General features: G+C 68.5%; 24 protein-coding genes. 12 read left to right on the top strand and 12 right to left on the bottom strand.

Features of this window, described 5'->3' with window-relative positions:
* Positions 1–136 precede the first annotated feature (136 nt).
* Both fadD6 and A5744_RS01415 read right to left on the bottom strand, forming a co-directional pair.
* A complete protein-coding gene (fadD6, locus tag A5744_RS01420; RefSeq protein ID WP_076057817.1) occupies positions 137–1,912 on the bottom strand; it encodes a long-chain-acyl-CoA synthetase FadD6 in 1,776 nt (591 codons plus the stop codon).
* A 46-nt stretch (positions 1,913–1,958) separates the two neighbouring features.
* Positions 1,959–2,522, bottom strand: a complete 564-nt coding sequence (locus A5744_RS01415; RefSeq protein WP_076057816.1) for a TIGR00730 family Rossman fold protein — start codon at positions 2,520–2,522, stop codon at positions 1,959–1,961.
* Between the two features lie 59 nt (positions 2,523–2,581).
* Here A5744_RS01415 and A5744_RS01410 point away from each other — a divergent pair, with 59 nt between their 5' ends.
* Complete coding sequence (locus A5744_RS01410; protein ID WP_076057815.1) at positions 2,582–4,723, top strand: ATP-binding protein; 2,142 nt, start codon at positions 2,582–2,584, stop codon at positions 4,721–4,723.
* A 12-nt stretch (positions 4,724–4,735) separates the two neighbouring features.
* On the opposite strand, the gene dapE is transcribed toward A5744_RS01410, so the two are convergent.
* Entirely contained in the window at positions 4,736–5,812 is a 1,077-nt protein-coding gene (dapE, locus tag A5744_RS01405; protein ID WP_076057814.1) for a succinyl-diaminopimelate desuccinylase, read from the bottom strand.
* Between the two features lie 44 nt (positions 5,813–5,856).
* Here dapE and dapD point away from each other — a divergent pair, with 44 nt between their 5' ends.
* A complete protein-coding gene (gene dapD, locus A5744_RS01400) occupies positions 5,857–6,810 on the top strand; it encodes a 2,3,4,5-tetrahydropyridine-2,6-dicarboxylate N-succinyltransferase (protein ID WP_139331195.1) in 954 nt (317 codons plus the stop codon).
* Here dapD and A5744_RS01395 read toward each other — a convergent pair.
* The 6 genes from A5744_RS01395 to sigI form a co-directional block, all read right to left on the bottom strand.
* Positions 6,807–8,093, bottom strand: coding sequence for an MFS transporter (locus A5744_RS01395; RefSeq protein ID WP_076057826.1), 1,287 nt, complete (start codon positions 8,091–8,093; stop codon positions 6,807–6,809). The two genes, dapD and A5744_RS01395, sit on opposite strands and share 4 nt — an antisense overlap.
* Positions 8,094–8,235: 142 nt before the next feature.
* Positions 8,236–9,651, bottom strand: a complete 1,416-nt coding sequence (locus A5744_RS01390) for an acyl-CoA synthetase (RefSeq protein ID WP_076057813.1) — start codon at positions 9,649–9,651, stop codon at positions 8,236–8,238.
* Between the two features lie 22 nt (positions 9,652–9,673).
* Positions 9,674–10,582 (bottom strand): alpha/beta hydrolase, encoded by a 909-nt coding sequence (locus tag A5744_RS01385; protein WP_076057812.1) that lies wholly within the window; start codon positions 10,580–10,582, stop codon positions 9,674–9,676.
* A gap of 29 nt (positions 10,583–10,611) precedes the next feature.
* Entirely contained in the window at positions 10,612–11,493 is an 882-nt protein-coding gene (locus tag A5744_RS01380; protein ID WP_076057811.1) for an alpha/beta fold hydrolase, read from the bottom strand.
* Between the two features lie 10 nt (positions 11,494–11,503).
* Positions 11,504–11,941 (bottom strand): nitroreductase family deazaflavin-dependent oxidoreductase, encoded by a 438-nt coding sequence (locus tag A5744_RS01375; protein ID WP_076057810.1) that lies wholly within the window; start codon positions 11,939–11,941, stop codon positions 11,504–11,506.
* Between the two features lie 38 nt (positions 11,942–11,979).
* Positions 11,980–12,861, bottom strand: coding sequence for an RNA polymerase sigma factor SigI (sigI, locus tag A5744_RS01370; RefSeq protein WP_076057809.1), 882 nt, complete (start codon positions 12,859–12,861; stop codon positions 11,980–11,982).
* A 126-nt stretch (positions 12,862–12,987) separates the two neighbouring features.
* Here sigI and A5744_RS01365 point away from each other — a divergent pair, with 126 nt between their 5' ends.
* Complete coding sequence (locus tag A5744_RS01365) at positions 12,988–13,530, top strand: hypothetical protein (protein WP_076057808.1); 543 nt, start codon at positions 12,988–12,990, stop codon at positions 13,528–13,530.
* The gene (locus A5744_RS01360) at positions 13,530–13,937 is read left to right on the top strand and encodes a VOC family protein (RefSeq protein ID WP_076057807.1); all 408 of its coding nucleotides are present in this window, start codon (positions 13,530–13,532) and stop codon (positions 13,935–13,937) included. The genes A5744_RS01365 and A5744_RS01360 overlap by 1 nt, the downstream gene beginning before the upstream one ends.
* Position 13,938: 1 nt before the next feature.
* Here A5744_RS01360 and A5744_RS01355 read toward each other — a convergent pair whose 3' ends face one another.
* Complete coding sequence (locus A5744_RS01355; RefSeq protein ID WP_076057824.1) at positions 13,939–15,408, bottom strand: aldehyde dehydrogenase family protein; 1,470 nt, start codon at positions 15,406–15,408, stop codon at positions 13,939–13,941.
* Between the two features lie 233 nt (positions 15,409–15,641).
* On the opposite strand from A5744_RS01355, the gene A5744_RS01350 reads away from it, so the two are divergent.
* The 5 genes from A5744_RS01350 to A5744_RS01330 are packed head-to-tail and all read left to right on the top strand — an operon-like array spanning position 15,642 to position 18,823.
* Positions 15,642–16,190 carry a MaoC family dehydratase N-terminal domain-containing protein gene (locus A5744_RS01350; RefSeq protein ID WP_076057806.1) on the top strand — a complete coding sequence of 183 codons (549 nt, stop codon included), beginning with the start codon at positions 15,642–15,644 and terminating at the stop codon, positions 16,188–16,190.
* A complete protein-coding gene (locus A5744_RS01345) occupies positions 16,190–16,612 on the top strand; it encodes a Zn-ribbon domain-containing OB-fold protein (protein ID WP_076057805.1) in 423 nt (140 codons plus the stop codon). The genes A5744_RS01350 and A5744_RS01345 overlap by 1 nt, the downstream gene beginning before the upstream one ends.
* Complete coding sequence (locus tag A5744_RS01340) at positions 16,609–17,064, top strand: MaoC family dehydratase (RefSeq protein ID WP_076057804.1); 456 nt, start codon at positions 16,609–16,611, stop codon at positions 17,062–17,064. Before A5744_RS01345 ends, A5744_RS01340 begins: the two co-directional genes overlap by 4 nt.
* A complete protein-coding gene (locus A5744_RS01335; RefSeq protein ID WP_076057803.1) occupies positions 17,061–18,230 on the top strand; it encodes a lipid-transfer protein in 1,170 nt (389 codons plus the stop codon). Before A5744_RS01340 ends, A5744_RS01335 begins: the two co-directional genes overlap by 4 nt.
* A complete protein-coding gene (locus A5744_RS01330) occupies positions 18,227–18,823 on the top strand; it encodes a TetR/AcrR family transcriptional regulator (RefSeq protein ID WP_076057802.1) in 597 nt (198 codons plus the stop codon). Before A5744_RS01335 ends, A5744_RS01330 begins: the two co-directional genes overlap by 4 nt.
* Before the next feature lie 64 nt (positions 18,824–18,887).
* On the opposite strand, the gene A5744_RS01325 is transcribed toward A5744_RS01330, so the two are convergent.
* Both A5744_RS01325 and pruA read right to left on the bottom strand, forming a co-directional pair.
* A complete protein-coding gene (locus tag A5744_RS01325) occupies positions 18,888–19,856 on the bottom strand; it encodes a proline dehydrogenase (RefSeq protein ID WP_076057801.1) in 969 nt (322 codons plus the stop codon).
* On the bottom strand, positions 19,856–21,487 hold the full coding sequence (gene pruA, locus A5744_RS01320) for an L-glutamate gamma-semialdehyde dehydrogenase (RefSeq protein WP_076057800.1): 1,632 nt from the start codon (positions 21,485–21,487) through the stop codon (positions 19,856–19,858). Before pruA ends, A5744_RS01325 begins: the two co-directional genes overlap by 1 nt.
* An 83-nt stretch (positions 21,488–21,570) precedes the next feature.
* On the opposite strand from pruA, the gene A5744_RS01315 reads away from it, so the two are divergent.
* The 3 genes from A5744_RS01315 (at position 21,571) to cysC (ending at position 26,055) form a co-directional block, all read left to right on the top strand.
* Positions 21,571–23,163 (top strand): helix-turn-helix domain-containing protein, encoded by a 1,593-nt coding sequence (locus A5744_RS01315; RefSeq protein WP_076057799.1) that lies wholly within the window; start codon positions 21,571–21,573, stop codon positions 23,161–23,163.
* Positions 23,164–23,251: 88 nt separating this feature from the next.
* Complete coding sequence (cysD, locus tag A5744_RS01310) at positions 23,252–24,172, top strand: sulfate adenylyltransferase subunit CysD (RefSeq protein ID WP_076057798.1); 921 nt, start codon at positions 23,252–23,254, stop codon at positions 24,170–24,172.
* Complete coding sequence (gene cysC, locus A5744_RS01305) at positions 24,172–26,055, top strand: adenylyl-sulfate kinase (protein WP_076057797.1); 1,884 nt, start codon at positions 24,172–24,174, stop codon at positions 26,053–26,055. The genes cysD and cysC overlap by 1 nt, the downstream gene beginning before the upstream one ends.
* Positions 26,056–26,116: the final 61 nt, after the last annotated feature.

Below are 26,116 nucleotides of genomic sequence, written 5' to 3'. Positions count from 1 at the left end.
GGGGGGGGGGGGGCGTTTGGGGTTTCTTCCCCCCTTTCTTGGGGGGGGGGCCTGCCGGCCCCCGGGGGGCCCCCCCCCCCCGGCGCCCCCCCGGGGGGGGGGGCCCCCACGCTCGGCGCAAACCGAGCCGCTAGCGCTACGGGCGCTTACCCGCCGCGACTTCGTCGGGATATTCGTCGTAGTAGGGCACGTAGCCCTCGTCCCGGCCGGCCAGGACGAACAGCGGGTCGTCCACGTCGGGGCCGTAGGCCTGCTCACGCAGCTCGACCTTGCGGCTCTTGAACGTCGTGGTCTGCTCCAGGGCCGAAACCACCCGCACGAACAGCGGCAGGGCGTAGCCGGGCAGCTGGCCGTAGACGGCACCGGCCAGCGATTTGCCGTCGAACTCGGCGCCGTCGCGCAGCTTGACCGCGGCCATCCCGGCGCGGCCGCCGGTGCGGGGAATCTCGACGCCGAAGACCGTGCAGTCCTCGACGGACCCCTCCGACGTCAGCGCCGCTTCGACCTGCGTGGTGGCGACGTTCTCCCCCTTCCAGCGGAAGGTGTCGCCCAGCCGGTCCACGAACGCGGCGTGCCGCATGCCCTGCGGGCTCATCACGTCGCCCGAGTTGAACCAGCAGTCGCCCTCACGAAAAGCGTTGCGCACCAACTTCTTTTCGCTCGACGCTTGGTCGGTGTAACCGTCGAAGGGTTGCAGCCGGTTGACCGGGCTGATCAGCAAGCCGGGCTCACCGGCGGGCACCCGGCGCACGCGTCCGTTCTCGTCGCGCAACGGGGTGCCGGTGTCGGGGTCGTACTCCACGTAGGCCAGCTGCGTCGGCGAAATGCCCGTCGTCCGAGGCACATTGAAGATGTTGATGAACGCGGTGTTGCCCTCGCTGGACGCATAGAACTCACACACCCGCGCGATGCCGAACCGATTGGTGAACTCGTCCCAGATCTCCGGCCGCAGCCCGTTGCCGGCGATGAGGCGCACCTTGTGCGCCCGGTCGGTGGGCTTGGGCGGCTGGTTGAGCAGATAGCGGCAGATCTCGCCGATGTAGATGAACGCCGTCGCCCGGCTGGCGATCACCTCGTCCCAAAACCGCGACGCCGAAAACGACTTCCCCAGCGCGAGCGTCGCCCCCGAGTTGATCACCGACGACAGCGCGACCGTCAGCGCGTTGTTGTGATACAGCGGCAGGCAGCTGTACAGCGTGTCGGAGCTTTTCAGTCGCAACCCAAGCCCGCCGAACGCGGCCAGCGCCGCCAGCCAGCGGCGGTGGGTCATCACGCTGGCCTTGGGGAACCCGGTGGTGCCCGACGTGAAGATGTAGAACGCGGTGTCCTTGGCCAACACCGCGGACGCCGATGCCGGGTTGGTGGCCGGCGCGCTCGCCGCGAACCGCTCCACGTCTTCGATGGTCATGGTCTCGGTGCCGGCCGTGGTGTCGCAGTCGGTGACGACGCTGACCAGGTCCGTCTCCGCGATCAACACCTTGGCGTCCAGCAGGCCCAGGCTGTGTGCCAGCACCTCACCCCGCTGGTGGTAGTTGAGCATCCCGGCGATCGCGCCGCACTTGACCGTTGCCAGCATCGTCAACACCGCGTTGGGCGAGTTGCGCAGCATGATCGCGACGACGTCGCCGTGGCCGACGCCGCGGGCGGCCAGCACGGCCGCATACCGGTTGGCGGCCGCGTTGGCGTCGCGGTAGGTCAGTTCCTGGTCGCCGAACCTCAGGAAGACCCGGTCGCCGTAGCGAGCGGCCCGGTCGGCGAACACCGTGCCGATCGACTTCTTGGAGTTCGGAAACGCCAGCAGCCCGGTGCGCACACCCCGCGCGATCGATGGCAGATCGGCCAGCACGCGCGGCGCCCGAACTGCGATATCGGCCAGCCCGACCGCTGCGCGCGCTCCCCCGTCTTTCGACACGTGATCCCTCGTTCCCCTCGGCGCCGTCCCATTCAGCCCGCCGACCTCACGTGGGGGCGCACGCCTCTATTGCGGCACCCACCTTATCGACGAGCACCAGGCGGTCCATCGCGACCTGCGAGATGTACCCGCTGTCCAGCAATCCGTTCAACCAGATCCACAAGCCCTCGTAATGGCCCCACGCGTCGAGCATCACCACGGGTTTGCGGTGCATGCCGAGGTAGCCGCTCGTCCAGGCCTCGAACAACTCGTCGAGGGTGCCGATACCGCCCGGCAGCACGATGAACGCATCGGCGCGGTCCTCCATGATCTGCTTGCGCTCGCGCATGGTCTCGCTGACGATCAGCTCGTCGGCTTCGGTATCGGCCAGCTCCCTGCTCATCAAGTGTTCGGGGATCACCCCGACGGTCCGGCCACCGCGTGCCCGCGCCGCGCTCGACACCGCACCCATCGCCGAGACGTGGCCGCCGCCCCACACCAGGGTCCAGCCGCGGTCGGCTATCGCCTCACCGAGCTCGGTGGCCAGCTCCAGCAGTTCGGGATGCGTCGGGACGGACGCGCAGTACACACAGACCGACCACTCGCTTGATGAATCGCGCTCCGCCGGCATAACCGAAAGGTAAACCACGCCCGGTGCGGCGCGCACACCGCGCGCACTAAAATCCGGCGGTGCCGATTCGATGGAATGTCCCCCAGCATGCGGGCGCCCTGGAACGGCTCGACGCCGCGCTGGGCGACGGGGCGCGGGCCGGCGCGGTAGTGCTGGGACCGGACGGCTGCGGCAAATCCACGTTGGCCCGATTGGCCGCCGAACGGTTCGCCGGCCGGCACCCGGGCACCGTCACCCGCTGGGTCACCGGCACCCCGACCGAGCGGGCGGTGCCCTTCGGCGCCTTCAGCCACCTGGTGGACATCGACGAGATCGGCAAGCCGGCCGCGCTGTTGCGGGCGGCGCGGGCATCGCTGGGCCGCGACGACCAGCAGGGCGAACTGCTGCTCATCGTCGACGATGCCCACGACCTCGACATCCTGTCGGCCACGCTGGTCTATCAATTGGCGCTGGCCGGAACCGCGCGCCTGATCGTCACCGCCCAAGATTCCGGGGCCGCACCCGAAGCCATCGCGGCGCTGTGGACGGACGGTCTGCTGGACCGGATCGACATCGAGGCGCCCGGCGGGGCGGCTCAGAAATCCACGCCGGCCGAGGTCGACGCGTTCCTCGCCGAGCTCCCCGCGCCGGCGCGGGCAGTGCTGGACTACCTGGCGGTCGCCGAGCCGTTGTCGCTCGCCGATCTCACCGTCCTCGCCGGCGACGGCGCGGTGGGCGAGGCGGTGCAATGGGGCGCGGCGGAAACCCGGGTGCGCGACGAGCGCGCGGACGACCCGGTGGTCTACACGGCACACCCGTTATTCGCCGAACGCGCGCGTGCGGCGCTGGGTGGCGAGGGCGCGCGACGACGGCGCACCGAGCTGGTCACGCTGCTGTCGGAGCATCCGTCGGATCACCTCGTCGACCGGCTGCGGCTGGCATCCCTGGCGCTGGACAGCGACGCCCCCCAGCGCGTCGCCGAGGTCGCCGACGCCGCGCGGCAGGCGTTGCGCCTGGGCGATCTCGCGCTGGGCGAACGACTGGCCCGGTCGGCGCTGGAGCGCTCCGGCGGCCTGGCCCCGCGGCTGGCACTGGCGCACGCCCTGGCGTGGCAGGGACGGGGCCGCGAGGCCGACGCGTTGCTGGACGCCGTCGACTCCACCGCGTTGACCGAAGCGGCGCTGATGGATTGGGCGCTGCTGCGGGCGGCCAATCAGTTCTGGATGCTCAGCGAACCGGAGCGGGCCACCGCGTTCCTGCGGACCACCCGCAATCGGGTAACCGACGCGGGCCCGCGCACCACACTGGACGCGCTGAGCGCGACGTTCGCGATGAACGCGGGCAACGTCGGGCACGCCGTCAAAGTGGCGGGCGAAGTGCTGGCCTCGCCGTCGGCCGATGACCAAGCGGTGGCCTGGGCGGCCAGCGCCGCCGCGCTGTGCGCGGCGCGCCAGGGCCGCTTCGACGACGTGGAGCCGCTGGCCCAGCGCGCCCTGGCCGCCGAGCATCCCGGGCTGCTGCGCTTCACGATCGGGCTGGGCCAAACCAGCGCGCTGCTGATGGCGGGTCAACTCGACGCGGCGCGAAAGCTCGCGCAACAGTTCACCGACTTCGCCGAGCTGCAGCAGCCCGGCCGCGCCATCGGCGAGGTGCTGCTGGCGCATGTCCTGATCGCCGGCGGCGAATTCGCCCGGGCCGCAGCGCTTCTCGCTCCCGCGGCCGCCACCCTGGAACGCACCGGCTACTCGTGGGGACCGCTGTCGCTGACACTGTTGGCCACCGCTCTGGCGCAACAGGGAGACACCGCCGCCGCGGCAAAGGCATTGAGCAGAGCCGAATCCCGGCATGGAACCAAGTCGGCGTTGTTCACGCCGGAACTCGGTGTGGCGCGTGCGTGGCGGCTGGCGTCGGTGCGCGATTCCCACGGCGCGGTCGCCGCCGCCCGCGACGCCGCTCGGATGGCCGAACGCGGCGGTCAGTCGGCGGTGGCGCTGCACGCATGGTACGAGGCCGTCCGGCTAGGCGACGCGCGGGCCGCGGACCCGCTGGCCCGGCTCACCGGCGAGATCGACTGCGCCGTAGGCCGAATCGCGCTGGCCCATGCGCGGGCGCTGGCGACACGCGATGGCGCGGCGCTGCGAGCTGTGTCGCATGAGCTGGACGCCGCGGGGATGCGCGCGGCGGCGGCCGATGCCGCCGCGCAGGCAGCGCGGTGCGGCTGATTCCGCCGAGGGTCAACCACCCAAGTAGGGCCGCAGCATCGCGGCGGCGGCGGTGATCGCGGCGACCTGCACCCGTTCGTCGCGCCGGTGCGCCAGGTTCGGGTCACCCGGTCCGAAATTCACCGCCGGGATGCCGCGCGCGGCGAACCGTGACACGTCCGTCCACCCGTATTTCGCCCTGACGTGCCCGCCGGCAGCTTCGACCAGGGCCTTGGCGGCGGGTTGTGACAGGCCCGGCAGCGCGCCCGCGGCGGCGTCGGTCTGCTCGATCCGCACGTCGAGCCCGTCGAAGACGTCGTGCACGTGTTGCAGCGCCGCGTCCAACGAACGGTCCGGGGCGAAGCGGTAATTGACCGTCACGGACGCTGCGTCGGGAATCACGTTGCCGGCCACGCCGCCGTCGACCCGGACCGCAGACAGTCCCTCGCGGTAGGTGCAACCGTCGATGTCGACCGTGCGCGCGGTGTAGCGGGCCAGCCGGTCCAGCACGGCGCCGAGTTTGTGAATTGCGTTGTCGCCCAACCACGAACGCGCGGAATGCGCGCGGGTTCCGGTCGCGCTGATCACCACGCGCAGCGTGCCCTGACAGCCCGCTTCGATGTAGCCGCCGGTCGGCTCGCCCAGGATGGCCACGTCGGCGGACAACCAGTCCGGCAGTTCCCGCTCGATGCGACCCAAACCGTTTGCGGCCGCATCGATTTCCTCGCAGTCGTAAAACACCAGGGTCAGGTCGTGCGCAGGTTCCGCAATGGTGGCGGCCAGATGAAGGAAGACCGCGTCGCCGGATTTCATGTCCGCGGTGCCGCACCCGTGCAGCACATCGCCTTCCGGTTCGGTCGAGCGTCGGCTGGGCACGTTGTCGGCCACCGGGACGGTGTCCAGATGCCCGGCCAGCAGCACGCGCGACGGCCTGTTGCGATCGGTGCGCGCCAACACCGCGTTGCCGTTGCGAACGATCTCGAAGCCGGACGTCTGGGCGCGCAGGGCGGCCTCCACCTCGTCGGCGATGCGCGCTTCGTCCCGGGACTCGCTGGGGATGTCAACCAGCGCCGCGGTCAGCTCGATCGGATCGCCATGCAAGTCCAGCACGCCACCAAGGGTAGTGGTTCGGCGCGCGATGCCGGGCAAGTAGCGTGGCGAGCGTGACTGGAGCTGCTGGCATCGGATTGGCGACCCTCGCCTCCGACGGATCGATTCTCGACACCTGGTTTCCCGCACCGGAACTGACCGGACCGGGCACCAGCGGCACGTCGCGGCTGGCGCTCTCCGATGTTCCCCCGGAGCTGGCGGCGCTGATCGGCCGCGACGACGACCGCATCACCGAGACCATCGCGGTACGCACGGTCATCGGTTCCCTCGACGATGCCGCCGCCGACGCCTACGACGCCTACCTGCGGCTACATCTGCTGTCACACCGCCTGGTGGCGCCACACGGGCTGAACGCCGGCGGCTTGTTCGGGGTATTGACCAATGTGGTGTGGACCAATCACGGCCCCTGCGCGATCGAGGGATTCGAGGCGGTGCGGGCACGATTGCGCCGCAAGGGACCGGTGACGGTCTACGGCGTCGACAAATTCCCCCGGATGGTCGACTACGTCATGCCCACCGGTGTGCGCATCGCCGACGCCGACCGGGTGCGGCTTGGCGCCCACCTGGCGCCGGGCACCACGGTGATGCACGAAGGCTTCGTGAACTACAACGCCGGCACCCTGGGGGCGTCGATGGTTGAGGGCCGCATCTCGGCCGGCGTGGTGGTGGGCGACGGGTCCGACATCGGCGGCGGGGCGTCGATCATGGGAACGCTGTCCGGCGGTGGAACGCAAGTGATTTCGATCGGCAAGCGGTGTCTGCTCGGCGCCAATGCGGGCCTGGGCATCTCGCTGGGTGACGACTGCGTCATCGAGGCCGGCCTCTACGTCACCGCGGGCACCAAGGTCGTCACGCCGGACGGCAAGGCGGTCAGGGCTCGCGAACTCTCCGGCGCCAATAACGTGTTGTTCCGGCGCAATTCGCTCACCGGGGCGGTCGAAGCGGTGGCCCGCGACGGTCAGGGCATCGCGCTCAACGAGGACCTGCACGCCAACTAGCGGCCGGACAGCTCTTCGAAGCGGGACCCGAGCGTCGTGCCACTGGTCTCCGGCAGCAGGTAGGTGCAGACCAGGCCGATCGATGTCAGCACGGCCAGCATGGCGCCGATCGCCCAGCTGCCGTACGTCGCGAGCAGCGTCCCGGCGAGCAGCGGCGGCAGGGCCCCGCCGATGACTCCGGCGAGGTTGAGGGCCAGCGCCGATCCGCTGTAGCGGTATCGCGTGGCGAACAGCTCCGGAATGAAGGCGGCGGTGGGCCCGGAGCCGATCGCACCACCGACGGCCATGCCGACGACGGCGACCACGTACATCGCCGGATTGCGGGTGTTCAGCAACGGCATCACCACGAACGCCCACGGCAAGAGCAGCGACCAGCCCAGCAGCATCAGGCGGCGGCGCCCGACCAGGTCGGAGAGGGCGGCCGACGCCGCGACCGTCGCTATGCTGAGGAGCCCGGTCAGCGCGCCCACCGACCAGATGAACCCGCGGGTGTACCCGAGGTGCGAATTGGCGTAGATGAGCAGATAGGTGTGACCCAGGTAGCCGAACCCGAATCCGCCCAGCAGGCTGCCGCCGGCCAGCAGGATCTCGCGGCGCTGCAGGCGCCACAGTTCCCCGAGCGGCGCCTTGGGGACCCGGTCGCGGGCCTTCTCCTCGGCGAACACCGGGGTCTCGTCGATGTTGAGCCGCACGTAGAGCGCGATCCCGATCAGCCCCGCGCTGAACAGGAAAGGCAGCCGCCATCCCCACTGCATGAACGCGGCGCTGCGTTCCCCGATGCTGAAGTTGACGCCCAAAAAGGTCAGGCTGGCGAGCACGGAGGCGGTGCCCGCGCCGAGCAGGGTGAACATGCCGTAGCGGCCCCGCTTGCCGGCGGGCGCGTACTCGGCGCTCAGCAGCGCCGACCCCGCCCATTCGCCGCCGACGGCGAACCCTTGCAACAGCCGCAACACGATCAGCATCAAGGGGGCGGCCGCACCGATGGCGGCCGTGCTCGGCACCAGCCCGACGCCGACGGTCGACACGGCCATGATCAGCAGCGTCGCGACCAGCGTCTTCTTGCGGCCCAGCCGATCACCGAAGTACCCGAAGACGACCGCGCCCAGCGGCCGGGACAGGAACGCCGTCGCGAACGTCGCCATCGAGGCGACGATCCCCAGCGTCGAACCGAGTCGCGGGAAGAACACCGTCGGGAACACCAGCGCCGCCGCGGTCCCGTAGATAAGGAAGTCGTAGTACTCGATCGCCGAGCCGACGAGACACGCCGCCGCCACCCGCCTCATCGGTGTCGACGCGCGCCCGGCCGCAATCGTCGGCAGTTCCGTCACGCCTACGACGGTAGGTGAAGGCTCGCGGTCGCGCCCGCTAGAAAACCTGGCAACATCCTGCGTGTCGTCGTCCGGGCACCTTCGGGCCGCCAGCAACTCAGCCCTCGGCCAGCAACCGCTTCTTGAGGACCTTGCCCATCGCGTTGCGCGGCAGCGCATCCACGATGCGCACTTCGCGCGGCCGCTTGTGCACGGACAACTCGCCGGCGACATGACTGATCAGGTCGTCGGCTTTCAGCTCGGACGAGGCGACAACGAACGCGACGATCCGTTGGCCTAGGTCCTCGTCGGGCAGCCCGACGACGGCCGCCTCCTGCACGCCCGGATGCCCGAGCAACGACGTTTCGATCTCCCCCGCGCCGACCCGGTATCCACCCGACTTGATCAGGTCGACGGACTCGCGGCCGACGATGCGATGCATGCCCGCGTCGTCGACGACGGCGACGTCGCCGGTGCGATACCAGCCGTCGGGCTCGAAGGCGTCGGCGGTGGCCTCCGGCCGATTCAGGTAGCCGTCGAACATCATCGGGCCCCGAACCTGAAGCTTCCCAACGGTTTCCCCGTCGTGTGGCACCGGGCCGCCATCGTCGTCGAGCAGCCGGGTCTCCACGCCGGCGAGCGGTAGGCCCACCCAGCCCGCTCGCCGTTCGCCGTCAGCCCGCGTCGAAACCGTGATGAGCGATTCCGAGGCGCCGTAACGCTCGATGGGCCGGTGCCCGGTGAGACGTGCCAGCCGGTCGAATACCGGCACCGGCAGCGCGGCGCTCCCGGAGACCAGCAGCCGCGCCGGCCGTAGCGCCTCGGCGGCCGCCTCGTCCGCCACCACCCGTGACCACACGGTCGGGACCCCGAAAAACAGCGTGCCCCCGCGTTCGACACGGGCCTGCGCATAGCCGGCGGGCGTCGGTCTTCCGGTGTGCACGAAGCGATTTCCGATCCGCAGCGACCCGAGCAGGCCCAGCACCAGGCCGTGCACATGAAACAGCGGTAACCCGTGCACCAACACGTCGTCGGCGGTCCACTGCCAGGCCTGGGCCAGCGCATCCAGGTCGGCGGCGATCGCTCGCCGGCTCAGCACCACCCCCTTGGGCGCCCCCGTGGTGCCCGAGGTGTAGATGACCATCGCGGTGGACTCCGGCGGCGGCTCGGGATACCGGTGCCAGGATCGGGCGTGTAGCCGAACGGGGATGTGCGGCAAGCCTTCCGGGTCGTCCGGCTCGGGCCCCAGCCACGCCTGCGCGCCAGAGTCGGTGAGCATGTGCCGCCGTTCGGCCGCGCCGACGTCCGACGGCACCGGTACGAACGGCACGCCGGCGATCAGACACCCGGTGATCGCCAGCACCGTCGACGCGGTCGGTGTGGCCATTACGGCAACGCGGTCCGCGCCGGCGACGCGCTCGGCCACCGACGTCGCCGCACCGACCAAGCCGCTGCGGCTCAGCGCGGTGCCGTCGATGCTCACCGCGTCGGGAATGTCCCTGGTTGCGGCGGAGTCCAGCGAGGCCAGCAGCACGTCAGCAGGTTACCCGCCGGCGTCAGGCCTGCTCGTCCCAGATCTTCATCAGCGTGGACAGGATTTCCTCACCGCGGCCCAACCCGGCCAGATGGCTTTCGCCGGGCAGCACGAACAGCTCGGCGTCGGGCAGCATGGACACGACGTGCTCGCCGTGGGCAAACGGGACGATGTGGTCGCTGTCACCATGCCACCAGCGGACCGGGACTTTGACCTCACTGAGCCGGAAACCCCAGTCGCGGGTGAACAGGATGACGTCGTTGAACGGGGCCGCCAGTTGCTTGCGGCTGCCGTTGAGCAGGTCGTCGAGGAACATCGCCTTGAATTCGGGCCGGGTGAGCAGGCGCCGGTCGGCTTCGGGCGATATCGCGGCATACAGATACAGCGCAGGATTCGCGACCGGACGGATCATCCGGATCACCAGGCTCGCGCCGATCCGCAGTGGGTCACCCCCCACCCGCAGCAGCGGCGCCACCCGCTTACCGAGGTTCATCAGACCGCTGGTGATCCCTTCGTCGCCGAGGAACGGCGCGACGCCGCCGAGCACGCCGGCCGCGACCACGCGATCCGACAGCACGGCGGCGGACGCGAGCGCGTAGGGGCCGCCGCCGGACAGGCCGATGACCGCCATCTTGTCGATGCCCAATGTGTCCGCGATCGTCCGCAGGTCGTCCCCGAAGGCCCGGATGTTCGCGTACCGATGGGGTGTCGACGAGCCGATGCCCGGCCGGTCGATGCCGATCAGGCGGATGTCGTGTTCCTCGGCGTAGACCCGGGCCTCGATCGGGATCTGCCGGCGGGCGCCGGGAGTCCCGTGGAACCAGAAGACCGCGCGACCCCAGGGGGCACCGAACTCGGCGAAACCGATTTGGCGGTCCTCTCCGACCGCGATGTTGCCTTCGAGCTTGGGCCGGGCAATCGCGATAACCATGCCCAGCAGCTTTGCATGTGACGACCCGTTTACGAAAGGCTCACGGACTGCCGCACAAACGTCTTGAGCGCCCCGGCCACCAGGTCCGGGTCGTCGCACATCGGAAAGTGGTTGCCGCGGCGAACTTTCAGTTGGCGTACCGCGGGAAACAACGCCTTCCACCGCGGCTGGAACCGCAGCGGATCGTTGAGCTGGCCGAAGATGGTCAGCAGCGGCCGGTCGGCCAGCCCTCCCCGCAACGCGTCGCCGACCTCGGCGTAGAGGTCGTCGGCGCGGCGCGCGTCGCGGAAGTAGCCGTGCCAGGCCCGACGCGCCGGCGCGTCGATCCCTGCCCGAAAGACCGCACGGTCGCGGCGGGTCAGGTGCCGTCCGACCCCGAAGCTCGTCGACGTCACGCGGGACAGCACGTTGGTGGCGGCGTCGAGTTCGCGGACCGGGGCGCTGCCCATCAACGCGAGCATGCCCCGGAATGCCGGGCCGGTCGGGCGCCACGCGAAGCAGTTGACGGCCGCCAATGCCGCGACGCGATCGGGGCGGCGCGCCGCGGCCAGGAATCCGGCCGGGCCGCCCAGGTCGTGGGCGACCAGGGTGACGTCGCGCAATTGCAGCGCGTCGATGACCGCGGTGACGGCGTCGCCGGCTTGGGCGAGCGTCGGCGGGTTCGACTGCCGGTCGCTCAGGCCGCTGCCGGGCGCGTCCACCGTGACGCATCGAAAATTGTTCTGCAGGCGCAGCAATACATCGCGCCAGACGAAGCTCCAGCTGCCAACGTGCACGAAGAGCAGGGTCGGTCCTGCCCCGATGTCGGTGACCGCGATGCGGCCCCTGCCGTGGCGCAGCGTGTACGTCGGCCAGGGCCAAGACGACGGCGGCAGCCAGCTTGGCCGGTCAAGTGTGGCAAGCGTTTTCATGGCGTTCCTCTCAATTGGCGGTGTGGAGAAGCAGGTACTGCCTGATACCGAACAGTCTGAAGCTGGCTCGGTTGACGGCGTTGAATGACTGTCTGACAACGGGTTTGGCGTCCTGCGCGTCGACGAATCGCGGTTGCGTCGCGTGATAAAGACGCCCACCCAGCTGCACATCGCACTGCCCGGCCGCTCGAACGTTGCGCGCCCAGTCGGACTGGTTGCCGAACGACAGCGGGATCACGATGGTGTCGCCGGTGACGTGGGCACCAGTTGATGTCACGTATGGCTTGCCGGACCGCCGGCCCACGTGATGAACCCGGGCGATCACCGGGACGAAACGCCGTCCGGCCAGCGCGCCGACGAGTGGGTTGAGCAGTCTGGACAACGGCCGAAGGACCAGCCTGACGAAAAGCGACGGCCCCACCGGAACGAACGACGATTGTGTAGTCATGGCTCTAAAGGACGACGCAGCTCACGCGAATGTGACGCCTAGCGCGCGCCGCCGAGTTCGGCGCGCAGCGGGCCCAGCGTTGAATGCTGCACCAGCACATGAATTTTCGTGATCTTGCCGTCCCCGATCGTCAGGGCCAGCACGCCGACGAGTCTGCGCTTGACGAACGCCAGAACCGCGGGCTGGCCGCACACCGGCTGGGCCACCAGGACGGTGTCGGGCCGGCCCCAGAACCGCAGGATGTTCCCGCCGACTTGCTCGGCGCCGACGACGACAGCGCCTCGGCGCGCGTCGATCTCACCCGAGACGTTCGGGTCCAATACCTCGAGCAGGGCGTCCAGATCTCCGGTGGAACACGCTTCGATGAAGGCTCGGGTGACGACGTGATGCTGGGCCGGCTCCACGTCCCCGGCCGGGCGGCCGGGGCGGGCGTCGTTGATCTTGCGCCGGGCCCGATGCGCCAGCTGCCGGCAGGTGGGCGCGCGGCTGCCGACCGTCGCGGCGATGGCGTCGTAGGGCACTTGGAAGATGTCGTGCAGAACGAACACCACCCGCTCGGCGGGGCTGAGGCGTTCGAGCATGATCAGCAGGGCCAGCCGGACCTCGTCATCGAGGGTCACCCGGTCGGCCGGATCGATGGACGACGAAGCGCGCTCGCCATAGCGGGGCTCGGCCATGTCCTGCGCGCGTTCGCGCCGCGACGTGGCCGATTTCATGTGGTCCAGGCACAGTCGGCTGGTCACCACGATCAGCCAACCCCGCTCGTCGTTGATGTCAGGGGCCTGCAGCAGCCGGAAGAAGGCCTCCTGCACCACGTCTTCGGCTGCTCCGACGTCGCCCAGCATCCGAAAGGCGAGATCCACCAGATAGGCGCGATGGGCCCGCCACGCGTCGCTCACCTGGTCGTGCTGGGCATTCATGAAGTTAAGGACGCGATAGCCCGGCCGAATGTGACACCCGCGCGCTCTCACATTCCAGTCACGTTTCAAGCCGCTGCGCCGTCCTTCCAGACACCGAAACCATCGAGTCCGAGAGAAGTGAGAACCATGAGCAGGATCCCCACCCACACCGTCGACGATGCCCCGCAGGCCAGCCGTGGCTTACTCGAGAGCGTCATCCAGTTCTCTCCGACTGGACGGCCGCTGAACCTGCACGGCCAAATGGCGCACTCGCCGGCGGTGCTCGTCGCGTACACGTCGCTGCGGGCGGCGACGGCCGAGCATGGCACCCTCGGTCCCCAGCTGTCGGCCGCATTGATGCTCGCGGCGGGCAGCGCCGTCGGGAACGACTACGTCGCCGCGATCACCGGCCGGCTTGCCAAACTCGCGGGGTGGACCGACGAGCAGATCGGGTCCCTGCGCGCGGGAACCGCGACCGGGGACGACAAGGTGGATGCGATCGTCGGACTCGTCCGGGAGGCGACCGCCAACTCCGGGAAGGTCAGCGACACCACGTGGGCCAGCGCGATCGAGGCCGGCTGGAACGCCGAACAACTGACGGAGGCCTTCGCCTATCTGGGCTTGACCGTGTTCACCGCGTACTTCCTCAACTATGCGCAAACCGATCTCGACGTTCCGGCGGGTGCGTGATGACTCGACCCGACGGCCCGCGGCTGGCCCTGGCACAACTGCGATTTGTGTCGTCGGCGATCGAACCGATAGCGGGTTTCTACGCCGCGCTGCTGGGCGTTTCGGTGCCGCTGAACGAGCACTACCTCGAAGTGCCCGCGGGTCCGTCCTCGGTCGGGTTCTCCAAAGCCGGCTTCACCGAGGACCGCGGCCCGCACATCGCGTACCCGCCGGGCCTGGCGCCCCGGGAAGGGGAAATCATTCTCGATTTCACCGCCGACGACGTCGACGCCGAATATTCGCGTATCGACGCCCTGGGGGTGAGCTGGGTGATGCCGCCCACGGACCAACCATGGGGCAGACGCTCGATGCTCTTCCGCGATCCCAACGGTCAGCTGGTCGCCGTGTCCTCTTCCGCAACACGGTGATTCAGGCGGGGACCCCGATGGCCTTTACCTCCATGTACTGGTGGATTCCGCTGACTCCGCCGCTTTCCCGACCGAACCCGCTGAGTTTGAAGCCGCCGAACGGGGCGTCGCCCGGCCCGACGCCGTTGACCGCGACCTGGCCTGTCCGGATGCGGCGGGCCACGCCGACGGCCCGGTCGACGTCGGAGCCCCATACGGCGCCGGACAGCCCGTAGCGCGAGTTGTTGGCGATCGCGACCGCGTCGTCGTCGTCGCGGTAGCGCAGCACCGACAACACGGGGCCGAACACTTCCTCCTGGGCGATCGTCGAATCGGCGTCGACGTCGGTGAGAATCGTCGGTTCGAAATAAAAGCCGACATCCAGGCCGGGCGGGCGGCCGCCGCCGGTTACCAGCTTCGCTCCGTCGTGGATCGCCCCGTCGACGTGTGCCTGCACGCGCTGCAGCTGCGCCGCGCTGATCAGCGGACCCATCTGCACCGCGGGGTCTTTCGGGTCGCCGACCTTCACGTCACGAGCCAGCGCAACGAGCCGGTCGACGACGTCGTCGTGCAGCGAGTCCGGAAGCAGCAGCCGGCTGTGCAGGATGCAGGCCTGCCCGGCGTGCAGCGAGCAACTGTCGAACAGCATCTGCCGCAGCATGTCATCCGTCACTTGCGCGTCGTCGAGGACGATGCTCGCCGACTTCCCGCCGCACTCCAGCAGCAGCCGCTTCATGGCGTCACCCGCGGCGCGCATCACCTCGCAGCCGACGGCCGAGCTGCCGGTGAAGCTGATCATGTCGATGCGCGGATCGGTGGTGAGCAGCCGCGCGGCCTCCAGGCCCGACGGGGTCACGACATTGACCACGCCCGCCGGGATGTCGGTCTCCTCCTCGATGATGCGGGCGAGCGCAAGCCCCGCCAGCGGCGTCAGCGGGGAGGGCTTGAGGACGACGGTATTGCCCGCCGCCAGAGCGTTATTCACCTTCATGACATTCAGGCAGTGCGGGAAGTTCCACGGCGTCAGAATCGATACGACGCCGAGCGGCTCACGACGCAGCAACGTCGTTCCGGCGCCGATGCCGGTAACCGGCTCGTCGGTCAACTGCGTGGCAAGCTGGGCCGCGTGCATGGACATGTATCCGGCGCCGTCGATCTGCATGACGCGCTCGTTGGCGACGCAGCCCCACTCGGACTGGGAGAGCGTGAAGAACTCGTCGGCGTGCTTCATCAGTGCCTCGCCGAGCTGATTGAGGCAGCCGGCGCGCTCTGCGGGACCCGTCCGCCCCCAGGGCCCATCGTCGAAGGCCCGCCTGGCAGCCGTGATCGCCTCGCCGACCTGCGCGACGCTCGCGTCGGGCGCCGTGGCGATGGTGTTTTCCGTGGCGGGGTCGATGTCCTCGTAGCGACCGCCTTCGGGCTCGACCCATCTGCCGTCGATGAAGAGCTGGTAGGTGTCGACAAGGGGACGCGGAGTTTGTAGCTCGGTCATGCGCTTCCTCACCCGAACGTCGGTCATCTCGAGAGCCAGTGTTCACCCGCGCCCTCGGCGCGTCAATCACGAATATGGCAAATCCTGGGCTATTTCACCGCGTTGCCGGTGTATTGACAGGCGTAGTGGGCCCAGGGTAGACACAACGGCACGACACATCAGGGCAATGTGTCCGATCGCAACCCGCGGGTCGGTTGAGGGAGATGTGCCAGGGGTCATAGATTGGAGACCGAGTGACGGATTCAGAAAGCCAGGTTCGTGACAAGCTGCGGGCGCTCGTCGGCCAGAGCACGGGCGGGGCCGGAAGGCCTTCGGTCGCACCGGATCCGGTCAATCAGCCGATGATCCGGCATTGGGCTCACGCGCTCGACGACATGAACCCGGTGTATCTCGATGCTGAGTTCGCGGCGTCGTCGCGGTTCGGCGGCATCGTGTCGCCTCCAGTCATGCTGCAAACCTGGATCATGCCGTCGCCGAAACTGGAAGGGATCAGAGAGCGTGGAGGCGCGCCGGTCGAGATCGAGGGCAATCCCACCGCGTTCCTCGACGAGGCCGGATACACCAGCACGGTGGCGACCAACTCGGAATTCGAGATCGAACGGTATCCGCGGCTGGGCGACATCATCAGCGCGACATCGGTTTTCGAGGACGTGTCGGACTTGAAGAAGACGGCTTTGGGAACCGGCTACTTCCTGACCTGGGTGATCACCTACACCGATCAGCACGGCGAGGTGCTGGGGCGGCAGCGATTCCGCGTGCTGCGATTCAGGCCGGAACGCTGATGGCGCCCCGGTTGGCGCCGGCCGTCAGCCCGGACACCGAGTTCTACTGGAACGGGCTACGCGAACACAAGCTCCTGATTCAGCGCTGTGCCGGATGCGGGGCGCTGCGCCATCCGCCCCGCCCAATGTGTCCCCAATGCCGTTCCCTGGACTGGGAAGCGGTCGAATCGTCGGGCCGCGGCACCGTCTACAGCTACGTGATGCCGCACGAACCCCGGTTCCCCTTCTTCGACTATCCCTACATCGTCGCGCTGGTGGAGCTCGACGAGGGGGTGCGGCTGGTTTCGAACCTGTGCGGCATCGACCCGGCCGATGTCGCGGTCGGCACGCCGGTCGAGGTCTACTACCAGACCTTCGACGGGGCTGACGGAGACGTTGTGCTGCACCAGTTCCGGCCCGCCGATTCGGAAGGACGCCGATGACGACCGCCAAAGACCGAACCGAGACCCTGCGGTGGGCCGACATCGAAGTCGGCGACGAGGTGACCGCCCTCGAGATCCCGATCACCACAACGATGATCGTCGCGGGCGCGATCGCCTCGCGCGACTTCATGCCAGTGCATCACGACCGCGATTTCGCCAACGAGCAGGGCTCACCAAACCTGTTCATGAACATCTTGACCAGCAACGGATACTGCGTGCGTTTTCTCACCGATTGGGCCGGTCCCGAGGCGATGGTCAAGAACCTGTCGATCCGCCTCGGCGTGCCATGCTTCCCCGACGATCCGCTGCGCTTCACCGGCACCGTGACGTCGAAGACCGAGGGGTCAGGCGGTGAGAACTTCGTCGAGGTGGCCTTCAAGGCGTCCAACAGCCTCGGCGATCATGTCTCCGGGACCGCGGTGCTCAGCCTGCTCGACGCGGTCGGCCGATGAGTCGCTCGCTGCCCGGCAGCTGCGCGATCGCGGGGATCGGGCAGACCGAGTTCTCCAAGGAGTCCGGGCGTAGCGAGCTGCAATTGGCCTGCGAGGCAGTCAGTTCCGCCTTGGACGACGCTGGCTTGGCGCCGGCCGACGTCGACGGCATGGTCACCTTCACCATGGACGCCACCGACGAGATCGACATCGCACGCAACGTGGGCATCGGAGACCTGAGCTTCTTCAGCCGCGTCCATCACGGCGGCGGAGCCGCATCCGGCACCGTGGTGCACGCCGCGATGGCCGTCGCCACCGGCGTCGCCGACGTGGTGGTGTGCTGGCGCGCGTTCAACGAACGTTCCGGCTTCCGGTTCGGCGGCAGCGGACGCACCAGCGCGGAAACCCCATTGTTCATGGCGCATTACGCGCCGTTCGGGTTACTCACCCCCGCGGCCTGGGTCGCGCTGCACGCACAGCGCTACATGTCGACCTTCGGGGTGACCAACGAGGACTTCGGTCGCATCGCCGTCGTCGACCGCGCGCACGCGGCCCGCAATCCCGACGCATGGTTCTACGAGCGCCCGATCACGTTGGAAGACCATCAGAACTCGCGCTGGATCGTCGAACCCGTGCTGCGGCTGCTTGATTGCTGCCAGGAAAGTGACGGCGGTGTCGCGCTGGTGGTCACCAGCGCCGAACGCGCGCGTGATCTTCGGCAGCCGCCGGCGATCATCACCGCGGCCGCCCAGGGCGCGGCCTACAACGGCGAGATGATGACTAGTTACTACCGCGAGGACATCACCGGGCTGCCCGAGATGGGGGTGGTGGCGAGGCAACTGTGGCGCGATTCGGGCCTGAAACCCCAAGACATCCAAACCGCTTTCATCTACGACCATTTCACGCCGTTCGTGTTCACTCAGCTCGAAGAACTCGGCTTCTGCGGCCGCGGCGAAGCCAAGGACTTCGCCACGATTGAAAGGTTGTCGCTCGGGGGCGAGCTGCCGATCAACACCAACGGCGGGCTGCTCGGGGAGGCCTACATCCACGGCATGAACGGCATCACGGAGGGGGTACGGCAGGTGCGCGGCACTTCACACAACCAGGTCGACAACGTCGAACACGTGCTGGTCACGTCGGGAACCGGGGTGCCCACCAGCGGGCTGATCCTCGCGCCGGCCGGATGACGCACCCGACCGATACCCGCGAACTCATTATCGAGTCCGCCTATGGATGCTTTCGCAAACACGGTCTGCAAAAAACGACAATTGTCGATATTGCCAAGGCGGCGAACGTATCCCGCAGCACCGTCTACGAGTACTTCAGCGACAAGGGCGCGGTCCTCGAGGCGTGCGCCGAGCATGCGTCCGAGCAGTTCTATCGCGAGATGTCCAAGGCCATGGACCGAGGCGACTCACTGGAGGAAAAGCTCAGCCATGCCGCGGTGTTCGTGACCCAGGCGCGGCGGGCGATCGCATCCGAGGAGTACTTCGACGAAGAGGCGATCAGCCTCCTCCTCACCAAGGACGCCGCGGTGCTGCTGCGCGAATGCGTCGAATTTTTTGCCCCGTATCTCTCCGCCGCGAAGCTCACCGGCGAGGTGCGCAAGGACCTCGACGTCGAGGCCGCGGGTGAATGGTTTGCGCGCATACTCTTTTCGCTGTTCAGCACGCCTTCGTCGACACTGGACATGGACGACCCCGACGTGGTGGCGCAGTTCGTGCGAGCGCACGTGGTGCGCGGGTTCGCAAGCGAACGTGGGCGCCCGCGGCGCGGTTAGAGACTCTCCGTCGAGTGTGCGACCACGGCGGCCTTAGCGCACACACGCATGCCTGGGCGCACACTCAACGACCGCGATGGGCCAGCGCCCGCAGGAAGAACGTCAGGTTGGCCGGTCGCTCGGCCAGGCGCCGCATGAAGTATCCGTACCATTGCGCGCCGAACGGCACGTACACGCGGACCTGGTTGCCGTCATCGGCGAGCCGTCTCTGCTCTCCGTCACGGATGCCGTACAGCATCTGGTATTCGAAATCACCGGCCCCACGGCCGGTTTCGCGGGCCAAGGCGGGAACCGCGCCGATGATCGCCGGATCGTGCGAGGCCACCATGGGGTAGCCCTTTCCGGCCATCAGCACCCGCAGGCACGCCAGGTAGGACTCGGCGATGTCGCCGACGGCGCGATACGCCACCGACGCCGGTTCGTCGTAGGCGCCCTTGCACAATCGAATTCGCGCGCCGGCGGCGGCCAAGTCCGCGCAATCGCCGAGCGTGCGATGCAGGTAGGCCTGCAAAACCGTGCCCAGCCACCCGAAGTCGACCCGCAAATCGCCCGAGATCGACAACGTCGAATCTGTGGTGGTGTGGTCTTCGGCGTCGACGGTGACCCAGACCCCCACGCGCTCGGCGCGCTCGCAGATGATCCGGGCGTTCTCCAGCGCAATCTTGTCCCCGTCGCGATCCAGCGCCTGCCCAAGCGCCGACAGCTTCAGCGATACCTCGAGCGGCCGCACCCGACCGCTCGAGGTATCGGCGCGCCGGCCCAGCGCCTCGAGCAGCCGGAGGTATTCCCGCACGGTCGCCGCGGCGTCTTCGGCGTCAGTGACGTTTTCGCCCAGATAGTCGACGCTGACGTAGCGACCGGAATCCCGCAGTGCACCAACGATATCCAGGACGTCTTCCAGCGTATCGCCGGGAACGAAACGGCGAACCACTTTGCGGGTGATTGCGGACCGTTCGACCGCGCGACGCAAGCCATCGGCCCGGCTGGCCGCGAGCAGGGTAGGTCGCACGGTATGCGCGAAAACCCCGGCCATCAGTCGGGCCCCATGTGCGGGTAGGTGTGCCACGTCGCCGGGACGAACGTCTCCTTGATGGTGCGCGCCGAGGTCCACCGCAACATGTTCAGCATCGATCCCGCTTTATCGTTGGTGCCCGAGCCTCGCGACCCGCCGAACGGCTGGCGCCCTACGACGGCGCCCGTCGGCTTGTCGTTGACGTAGAAGTTTCCGGCGGCGAACCGCAGCCGGTCCTGCGCTCTCAACACGGCCCCGCGGTCGTCGGCGATGACCGCGCCCGTCAACGCGTAACGAGATCCGGTGTCGATGACCTCAAGGATTCGTTCGTACTGCTCGTCGGGATACACGTGCACCGACAACAGCGGGCCGAAGTACTCGGTCGCGAATGATTCGTCGGTCGGGTCGTCGGACAACAGCACGGTTGGCCGCACGAAATATCCGGCGCTGTCGTCGTATTCGCCGCCGACCGCGATGGTGATGGCCGGCGCGCCCTTGGCTCGCTCGATGGCGTCGACGTTCTTGAGGAAGGCGCGCCGGTCGATGAGCGCGCCGCCGTAGTTGGTCAGGTCGGTAATGTCGCCGTAGCGCAGCGCGGCCGTCTCGCCCAGGAAGTCGTCCCCCATCCGCTGCCACACCGAATGGGCAATGAAGGCCCGTGACGCGGCCGAGCATTTCTGGCCCTGATAGTCGAAGGCTCCGCGAATCAACGCCGTGCGCAACACATCCGGCTGCGCCGAGGCGTGTGCGACCACGAAGTCCTTGCCGCCGGTCTCGCCGACCAAGCGCGGATAGCTGTGATAGTGACCGATATGGGTGCCGACGTGGTACCACAGCCGCTGGAAGGTGGCCGTCGATCCGGTGAAGTGGATGCCGGCCAGCCGCCGATCCGCCAGTGCCACATCGGAAACCGCGAAGCCGTCGCCGGCGACCATGTTGATCACCCCGGGCGGCAACCCGGCGGCCTCGAGCAGCTGCATGAGCAGATATGCCGACAGGGTCTGGGTGATCGACGGCTTCCACACCACGGTGTTGCCCATCAGCGCCGGCGCCGTCGGGAGGTTGCCCGCAATCGAGGTGAAGTTGAACGGCGTGATCGCGTAGACGAAGCCGTCGAGCGGGCGGTAGTCGCTGCGGTTCCACTCCCCGGGTCCGCTCACCGGCTGCTGGGCGAGGATCTGGCGGGCGAACGCCACGTTGAAGCGCCAGAAGTCGATCAGCTCGCAGGGCGCGTCGATCTCGGCCTGATAGACCGACTTGGACTGGCCGAGCATCGTCGCAGCGGCGATTTTCTCTCGCCACGGCCCCGCCAGCAGGTCGGCGGCGCGCAGGAATATCGCGGCACGCTCGTCGAACGGCATTGCCGCCCAATCGGATTTCGCCGCGGTCGCGGCTTCGATGGCGGCGGTCGCATCGGCGTGCACGGCGTTGGTGAGGGTGCCCAGCGTCGCGGCGTGCCGGTGCGGCTGGACGACGTCGATGCGCTCGCCGTCGCCCATGCGGTGTTTGCCGCCGATGACATGCGGGAGGTCGATCGGGTGGTCGGCCAGAGCGGCCAATTCGGCACGGAGGCGGGTGCGTTCTGGGGATTGCGGGGCGTAGTCGTGGACCGGCTCGTTGGCCGGCAGTGGCACCTGAGTGATCGCGTCCATGTTGCCAGGATCCTCGGCGCGGCCTGGCGTTCTGTTGGCCGATCAGACAAGATTATCCCGTCTATGTAGTAGAATCGGACAACATGCGGGTTCCTGGCGTCGGGCTGGGTCAGCTGCTGCTGGCGCTGGACGCGACCCTGGTCAGCCTGGTGGACGCGCCGCGCGGCCTGGACCTTCCGGTGGGCTCGACGGCGCTCATCGATTCCGACGATGTGCGACTGGGCCTGGCGGCCGCGGCGGGATCGGCCGACGTGTTCTTCCTGCTGGGAGTGACCGACGACGAGGCGCTGCGGTGGGTCGAGAGTCAGGCGCGCGAGCGGGCGCCGGTGGCGATCTTCGTCAAGGAGCCGTCGGACGCGCTGGTGACCAAGGCGGTCGAGGCCGGGTCGGCGGTGGTTGCCGTGGAGCCGCGAGCGCGGTGGGAACGGCTCTACCAGTTGGTCAATCACGTCCTGGAACATCACGGCGGCCGCGGCGATCCGGTGGACGACTCGGGCACCGACCTCTTCGGCTTGGCCCAGTCGCTCGCCGACCGCATCCACGGCATGGTCAGCATCGAAGACGCCCAGTCGCACGTGCTCGCCTATTCGGCCTCCAACGAGGAAGCCGACGAGCTGCGCCGCCTTTCGATCCTGGGGCGCGCCGGTCCGCCCGAGCATTTGGAGTGGATCGGCCAGTGGGGCATCTTCGATGCGCTGCGATCCGGTGACGAGGTGGTGCACGTCGCCGAGCGCCCGGAGCTGGGTCTGCGGCCGCGGCTGGCCATCGGAATCCATCAACCCGGAGCGCGCAGGCCGCCGGCGTTCGCCGGCACGATCTGGGTGCAGCAGGGATCGCAACCCCTGGCCGACGACGCCGACGAGATGCTGCGCGGCGCGGCGGTGCTGGCCGCCAGGATCATGTCGCGGCTGCTGGCCCGGCCGTCGACGCATGCGCGACGGGTGCAGCAGGTTTTGGGCTTGACCGACACCGAACCGACCGACGTGGCTGCCGTCGCGGCCGAACTCGGCCTCGCCACGCACGGGAACGCGGCGGTGATCGGCTGGGACACCGTGGACGCCGAGCCCCGCCATGCGCGGTTGTCCGATGTCTTAGCGTTGAGCGCCAGTGCTTTTCGGCGTGACGCCCAGATCGCTTCGAACGGCTCACGGATCTACGTGCTGCTGCCCCAGACGGCGGCGACGCGGTCGGTCACCTCGTGGGTTCGCGGCACCATCGGCGCACTGCGCACCGAGCTCGGTGTCGAGCTGCGTGCGGCCATCGCCGCGCCGATCGCGAGCCTGGCGGAGGCCGCCGCGGCACGCATCGAGGTCGACCGGGTGCTCGACAGCGCTGAGCGACACCCGATTTCGATCGGGCAGGTGACGTCGCTGGCCGAGGCGCGCACGACCGTTTTGCTCGACGAGATCGTCACTATGATCGGCGCCGATGAGCGGCTGGTCGATCCGCGGATACGCGACCTTCACGCGCGGGATGCGGTGCTCGCCGAGACGCTGGGGGCATACCTTGACAGTTTCGGCGACATCGGCGCCGCCGCGCAGTGGCTACAAGTTCATCCGAACACCGTCCGCTATCGGGTGCGGCGGATCGAGAAGCTATTGTCGACGTCCCTGGCCGATCCCGATGTGCGACTACTGTTCTCGTTGGGCCTCCGGGTGCTGGAACGCTCGGCCTGAGCCCGTCCAAGCGCCGCACAAGAATTATGGTCAGCGTGAACGTAATTCACGGTGTTCCACGGCTTTTCCGTGCGGTTAGTCTTGCTCAATGGCGGTCAGCACGAACGGGGCACGGCGCGTCGACGAACTGCGCCTGCTGGAGGCCGAAGCGGTCCACATCATCCGCGAGGTCGTCGCCGAGCTGGAGCGCCCCGTCCTGCTGTTTTCCGCCGGCAAGGACTCGATCGTGCTGCTGCGGCTGGCGGAAAAGGCGTTCCGGCCGCTGCCGCTGCCGTTCCCGGTGATGCACGTCGACACCGGCCACAACTTCGACGAGGTGATCGAATTCCGGGACCGTAGGGTCACCGGCCATGGGCACAAGCTGATCGTCGCCTCGGTGCAGGAATCCATCGACAGCGGCCGCGTGCCCGACCCGGGACCGGGGGCGTCGCGCAACCGGGCGCAGACGCGCACGCTGCTCGACGCGCTGGACGCCGGCGGCTTCGATGCGGCCTTCGGGGGTGCGCGCCGCGACGAGGAACGGGCCCGCGCCAAGGAACGGATCCTGAGCTTCCGCGACGAGTTCGGCCAGTGGGATCCCCGCGCTCAGCGACCGGAGCCCTGGTCGCTGTACAACGGCCGCATCAAAAAGGGCGAGCAGGTGCGAGTGTTCCCCCTGAGCAACTGGACCGAGCTCGACGTGTGGCGCTACATCGAGCTCGAGAATCTGGAACTGCCGTCGATCTACTACGCCCACGAGCGCGAGGTGTTCGAACGCGACGGGATTCTGCTCGCGGTGTCGCAGTACGCCGGACCGCGTCCCGGCGAAACTTCCGCCGTGGAATGGGTGCGCTACCGCACCGTCGGCGACCTGACGATCACGGGGGCGGTGCGCTCCACGGCCACCGACATCCGCCGCGTCATCGCCGAGATCGCCGCGGCGACGGTGTCGGAGCGCGGCGAGACCCGCGCCGACGATCGCACGTCCGCGGCCGCGATGGAGGACCGCAAGCGAGAGGGCTACTTCTGATGACGGCCGTGACCCGCCAGCTACTGCGCATCGCCACCGCGGGCTCCGTGGACGACGGGAAGAGCACCCTGATCGGGCGGCTCCTGCATGACACCGACAGCCTGCCGCTGGACCACCTGGAAGCCGTCACCGACACCGATGGCATCGCGGATCTGGCCGCACTCTCCGACGGCCTGCGCGCCGAACGCGAACAGGGCATCACGATCGACGTCGCGTACCGCTTCTTTGCCACCGACACGCGCAGCTACATCCTGGCCGACACCCCCGGCCACGAGCGCTATACCCGCAACATGTTCACCGGCGCCTCCAACGCCCACGTGGCCATCCTGCTCGTCGATGCCCGCGCCGGAGTGCTGCGCCAGACCCGCAGGCACGCCCGCATCGCAAAGCTGTTGGGCATCAAGCACTTTGTCGCGACCGTGAACAAGATCGACCTCATCGACTTCGACCAGGGCAAGTTCACCGAGGTCCACGACGAGCTACGACAGTTGGCGGCACGCCTCGGCGGCGTGGACATCACCGTCATCCCGATCGCCGCCAAGCACGGGGACAACGTCGTGCACCGCTCGGACCGCACCCCGTGGTACGGCGGCCCCACGCTACTCGAGTACCTGGAGGGCATCGAACTGGCCGCGCCGCAGGCCGAGCCGGCACGGCTGCGCCTCCCCGTGCAGTGGGTGTCCCGACCAACCGCCGCCGTGCGCCGTCGCTATACCGGGCGCCTCGCGGCGGGAACGCTCAGCGTCGGCGACCCGGTGGTGTCGCTGCCCGCCGGCACCCGCTCGACGGTCACCGCTGTCGACACCCTCGACGACGAACGCACCACTGCCGTTGCCCCGCTGTCGGTTTCGATCGAGCTGGCCGACGACATCGACGTGGGCCGCGGTGACGTCTTCGTCAGCGGTGCCGAGGATGCGGTTCCGCCGGTGCTGGCCCGCGAGCTCGATGCGACCGTGTGCTGGTTCGTGGACTCACCGCTGCGCGCCGGCGACCGGCTGGCCCTCAAACAAACCACCAAGACCGTGCGGGCAACCGTGCAGGCGCTGCACACGAGGCTGGACCCCGAGACGCTCGACGAGCTGGACGGCCCGGTTGAACTGGCACTCAACGACATCGGCACCATCACGCTGCGGACCAGCTCGGTCGTCATCGCCGACAGCTACACCGACAACCGTGACAGCGGCGCGTTCATCCTGATCGACGAGACCACCAACGACACCGTCGGCGCCGGCACCATCGTCGAGGCACGGGAGGTCAAGCCGGGCGCGCATCCGCGCACCGACATCCGTTGGCATCCGTCGTCGCTGGACCGCGGCTACCGCTGGCAGGCCACCGGACAACCGGGCGCGACGATCTGGTTCACCGGCCTGCCCGCGTCGGGCAAGTCGACCATCGCGGTGGCCGTCGAGCGCGCGCTCGTGGAGTCGGGGCGAGTGGCCTACCTGCTCGACGGCGACAACCTGCGCCACGGCCTGTCCGACGATCTGGGCTTTTCCCCCGGCGATCGCGCCGAAAACATCAGGCGGGTCGGGCATTTGACTCGGCTGCTGGCCGACGCGGGTGTCGTCGCGCTGGCATCGCTGGTGTCACCGCTGAAGTCGGATCGCGAAATCGCCCGCGCCCTCAACGAAGCCGCCAAGCTGCCCTTCATCGAGGTCTACGTCGCCACGTCGCTGGCCGAGTGCGAAAAGCGGGATCCCAAGGGCCTCTACGCGCGTGCCCGCAGCGGCCAGCTGTCCGGCATGACCGGTGTCGATGCCCCGTACGAAGCGCCGGAGAATCCGGACCTGCTGCTCGACACCACCAGCGCCGGCATCGACGACCTCGCCGCACGGGTCATCGATCTGCTCAACGAACGCAGCCCGCGCCCGCCCGCCAGCTAGATTCACCACGATCTAATCACTTGGCCACTGGCGCCGCGCACGCAAATGTGAGCGGGTGGGT

This window comes from Mycobacterium sp. IS-1264 (assembly GCF_001954195.1).
In the GTDB taxonomy this organism is placed as follows: domain Bacteria; phylum Actinomycetota; class Actinomycetes; order Mycobacteriales; family Mycobacteriaceae; genus Mycobacterium.
This window is presented reverse-complemented; position numbering and strand designations above follow the sequence as displayed.

Coding starts and splice junctions, on each gene's coding strand:
- A5744_RS01415 (WP_076057816.1), bottom strand. CDS start 2,522: ATGCCGGCGGAGCGCGATTCATCAAGCGAGTGGTCGGTCTGTGTGTAC.
- A5744_RS01395 (WP_076057826.1), bottom strand. CDS start 8,093: ATGAGGCGGGTGGCGGCGGCGTGTCTCGTCGGCTCGGCGATCGAGTAC.
- A5744_RS01385 (WP_076057812.1), bottom strand. CDS start 10,582: ATGGTTATCGCGATTGCCCGGCCCAAGCTCGAAGGCAACATCGCGGTC.
- A5744_RS01380 (WP_076057811.1), bottom strand. CDS start 11,493: ATGAAAACGCTTGCCACACTTGACCGGCCAAGCTGGCTGCCGCCGTCG.
- A5744_RS01375 (WP_076057810.1), bottom strand. CDS start 11,941: ATGACTACACAATCGTCGTTCGTTCCGGTGGGGCCGTCGCTTTTCGTC.
- sigI (WP_076057809.1), bottom strand. CDS start 12,861: ATGAATGCCCAGCACGACCAGGTGAGCGACGCGTGGCGGGCCCATCGC.
- A5744_RS01365 (WP_076057808.1), top strand. CDS start 12,988: ATGAGCAGGATCCCCACCCACACCGTCGACGATGCCCCGCAGGCCAGC.
- A5744_RS01360 (WP_076057807.1), top strand. CDS start 13,530: ATGACTCGACCCGACGGCCCGCGGCTGGCCCTGGCACAACTGCGATTT.
- A5744_RS01355 (WP_076057824.1), bottom strand. CDS start 15,408: ATGACCGAGCTACAAACTCCGCGTCCCCTTGTCGACACCTACCAGCTC.
- A5744_RS01345 (WP_076057805.1), top strand. CDS start 16,190: ATGGCGCCCCGGTTGGCGCCGGCCGTCAGCCCGGACACCGAGTTCTAC.
- A5744_RS01340 (WP_076057804.1), top strand. CDS start 16,609: ATGACGACCGCCAAAGACCGAACCGAGACCCTGCGGTGGGCCGACATC.
- A5744_RS01335 (WP_076057803.1), top strand. CDS start 17,061: ATGAGTCGCTCGCTGCCCGGCAGCTGCGCGATCGCGGGGATCGGGCAG.
- A5744_RS01330 (WP_076057802.1), top strand. CDS start 18,227: ATGACGCACCCGACCGATACCCGCGAACTCATTATCGAGTCCGCCTAT.
- A5744_RS01325 (WP_076057801.1), bottom strand. CDS start 19,856: ATGGCCGGGGTTTTCGCGCATACCGTGCGACCTACCCTGCTCGCGGCC.
- pruA (WP_076057800.1), bottom strand. CDS start 21,487: ATGGACGCGATCACTCAGGTGCCACTGCCGGCCAACGAGCCGGTCCAC.
- A5744_RS01315 (WP_076057799.1), top strand. CDS start 21,571: ATGCGGGTTCCTGGCGTCGGGCTGGGTCAGCTGCTGCTGGCGCTGGAC.
- cysD (WP_076057798.1), top strand. CDS start 23,252: ATGGCGGTCAGCACGAACGGGGCACGGCGCGTCGACGAACTGCGCCTG.
- cysC (WP_076057797.1), top strand. CDS start 24,172: ATGACGGCCGTGACCCGCCAGCTACTGCGCATCGCCACCGCGGGCTCC.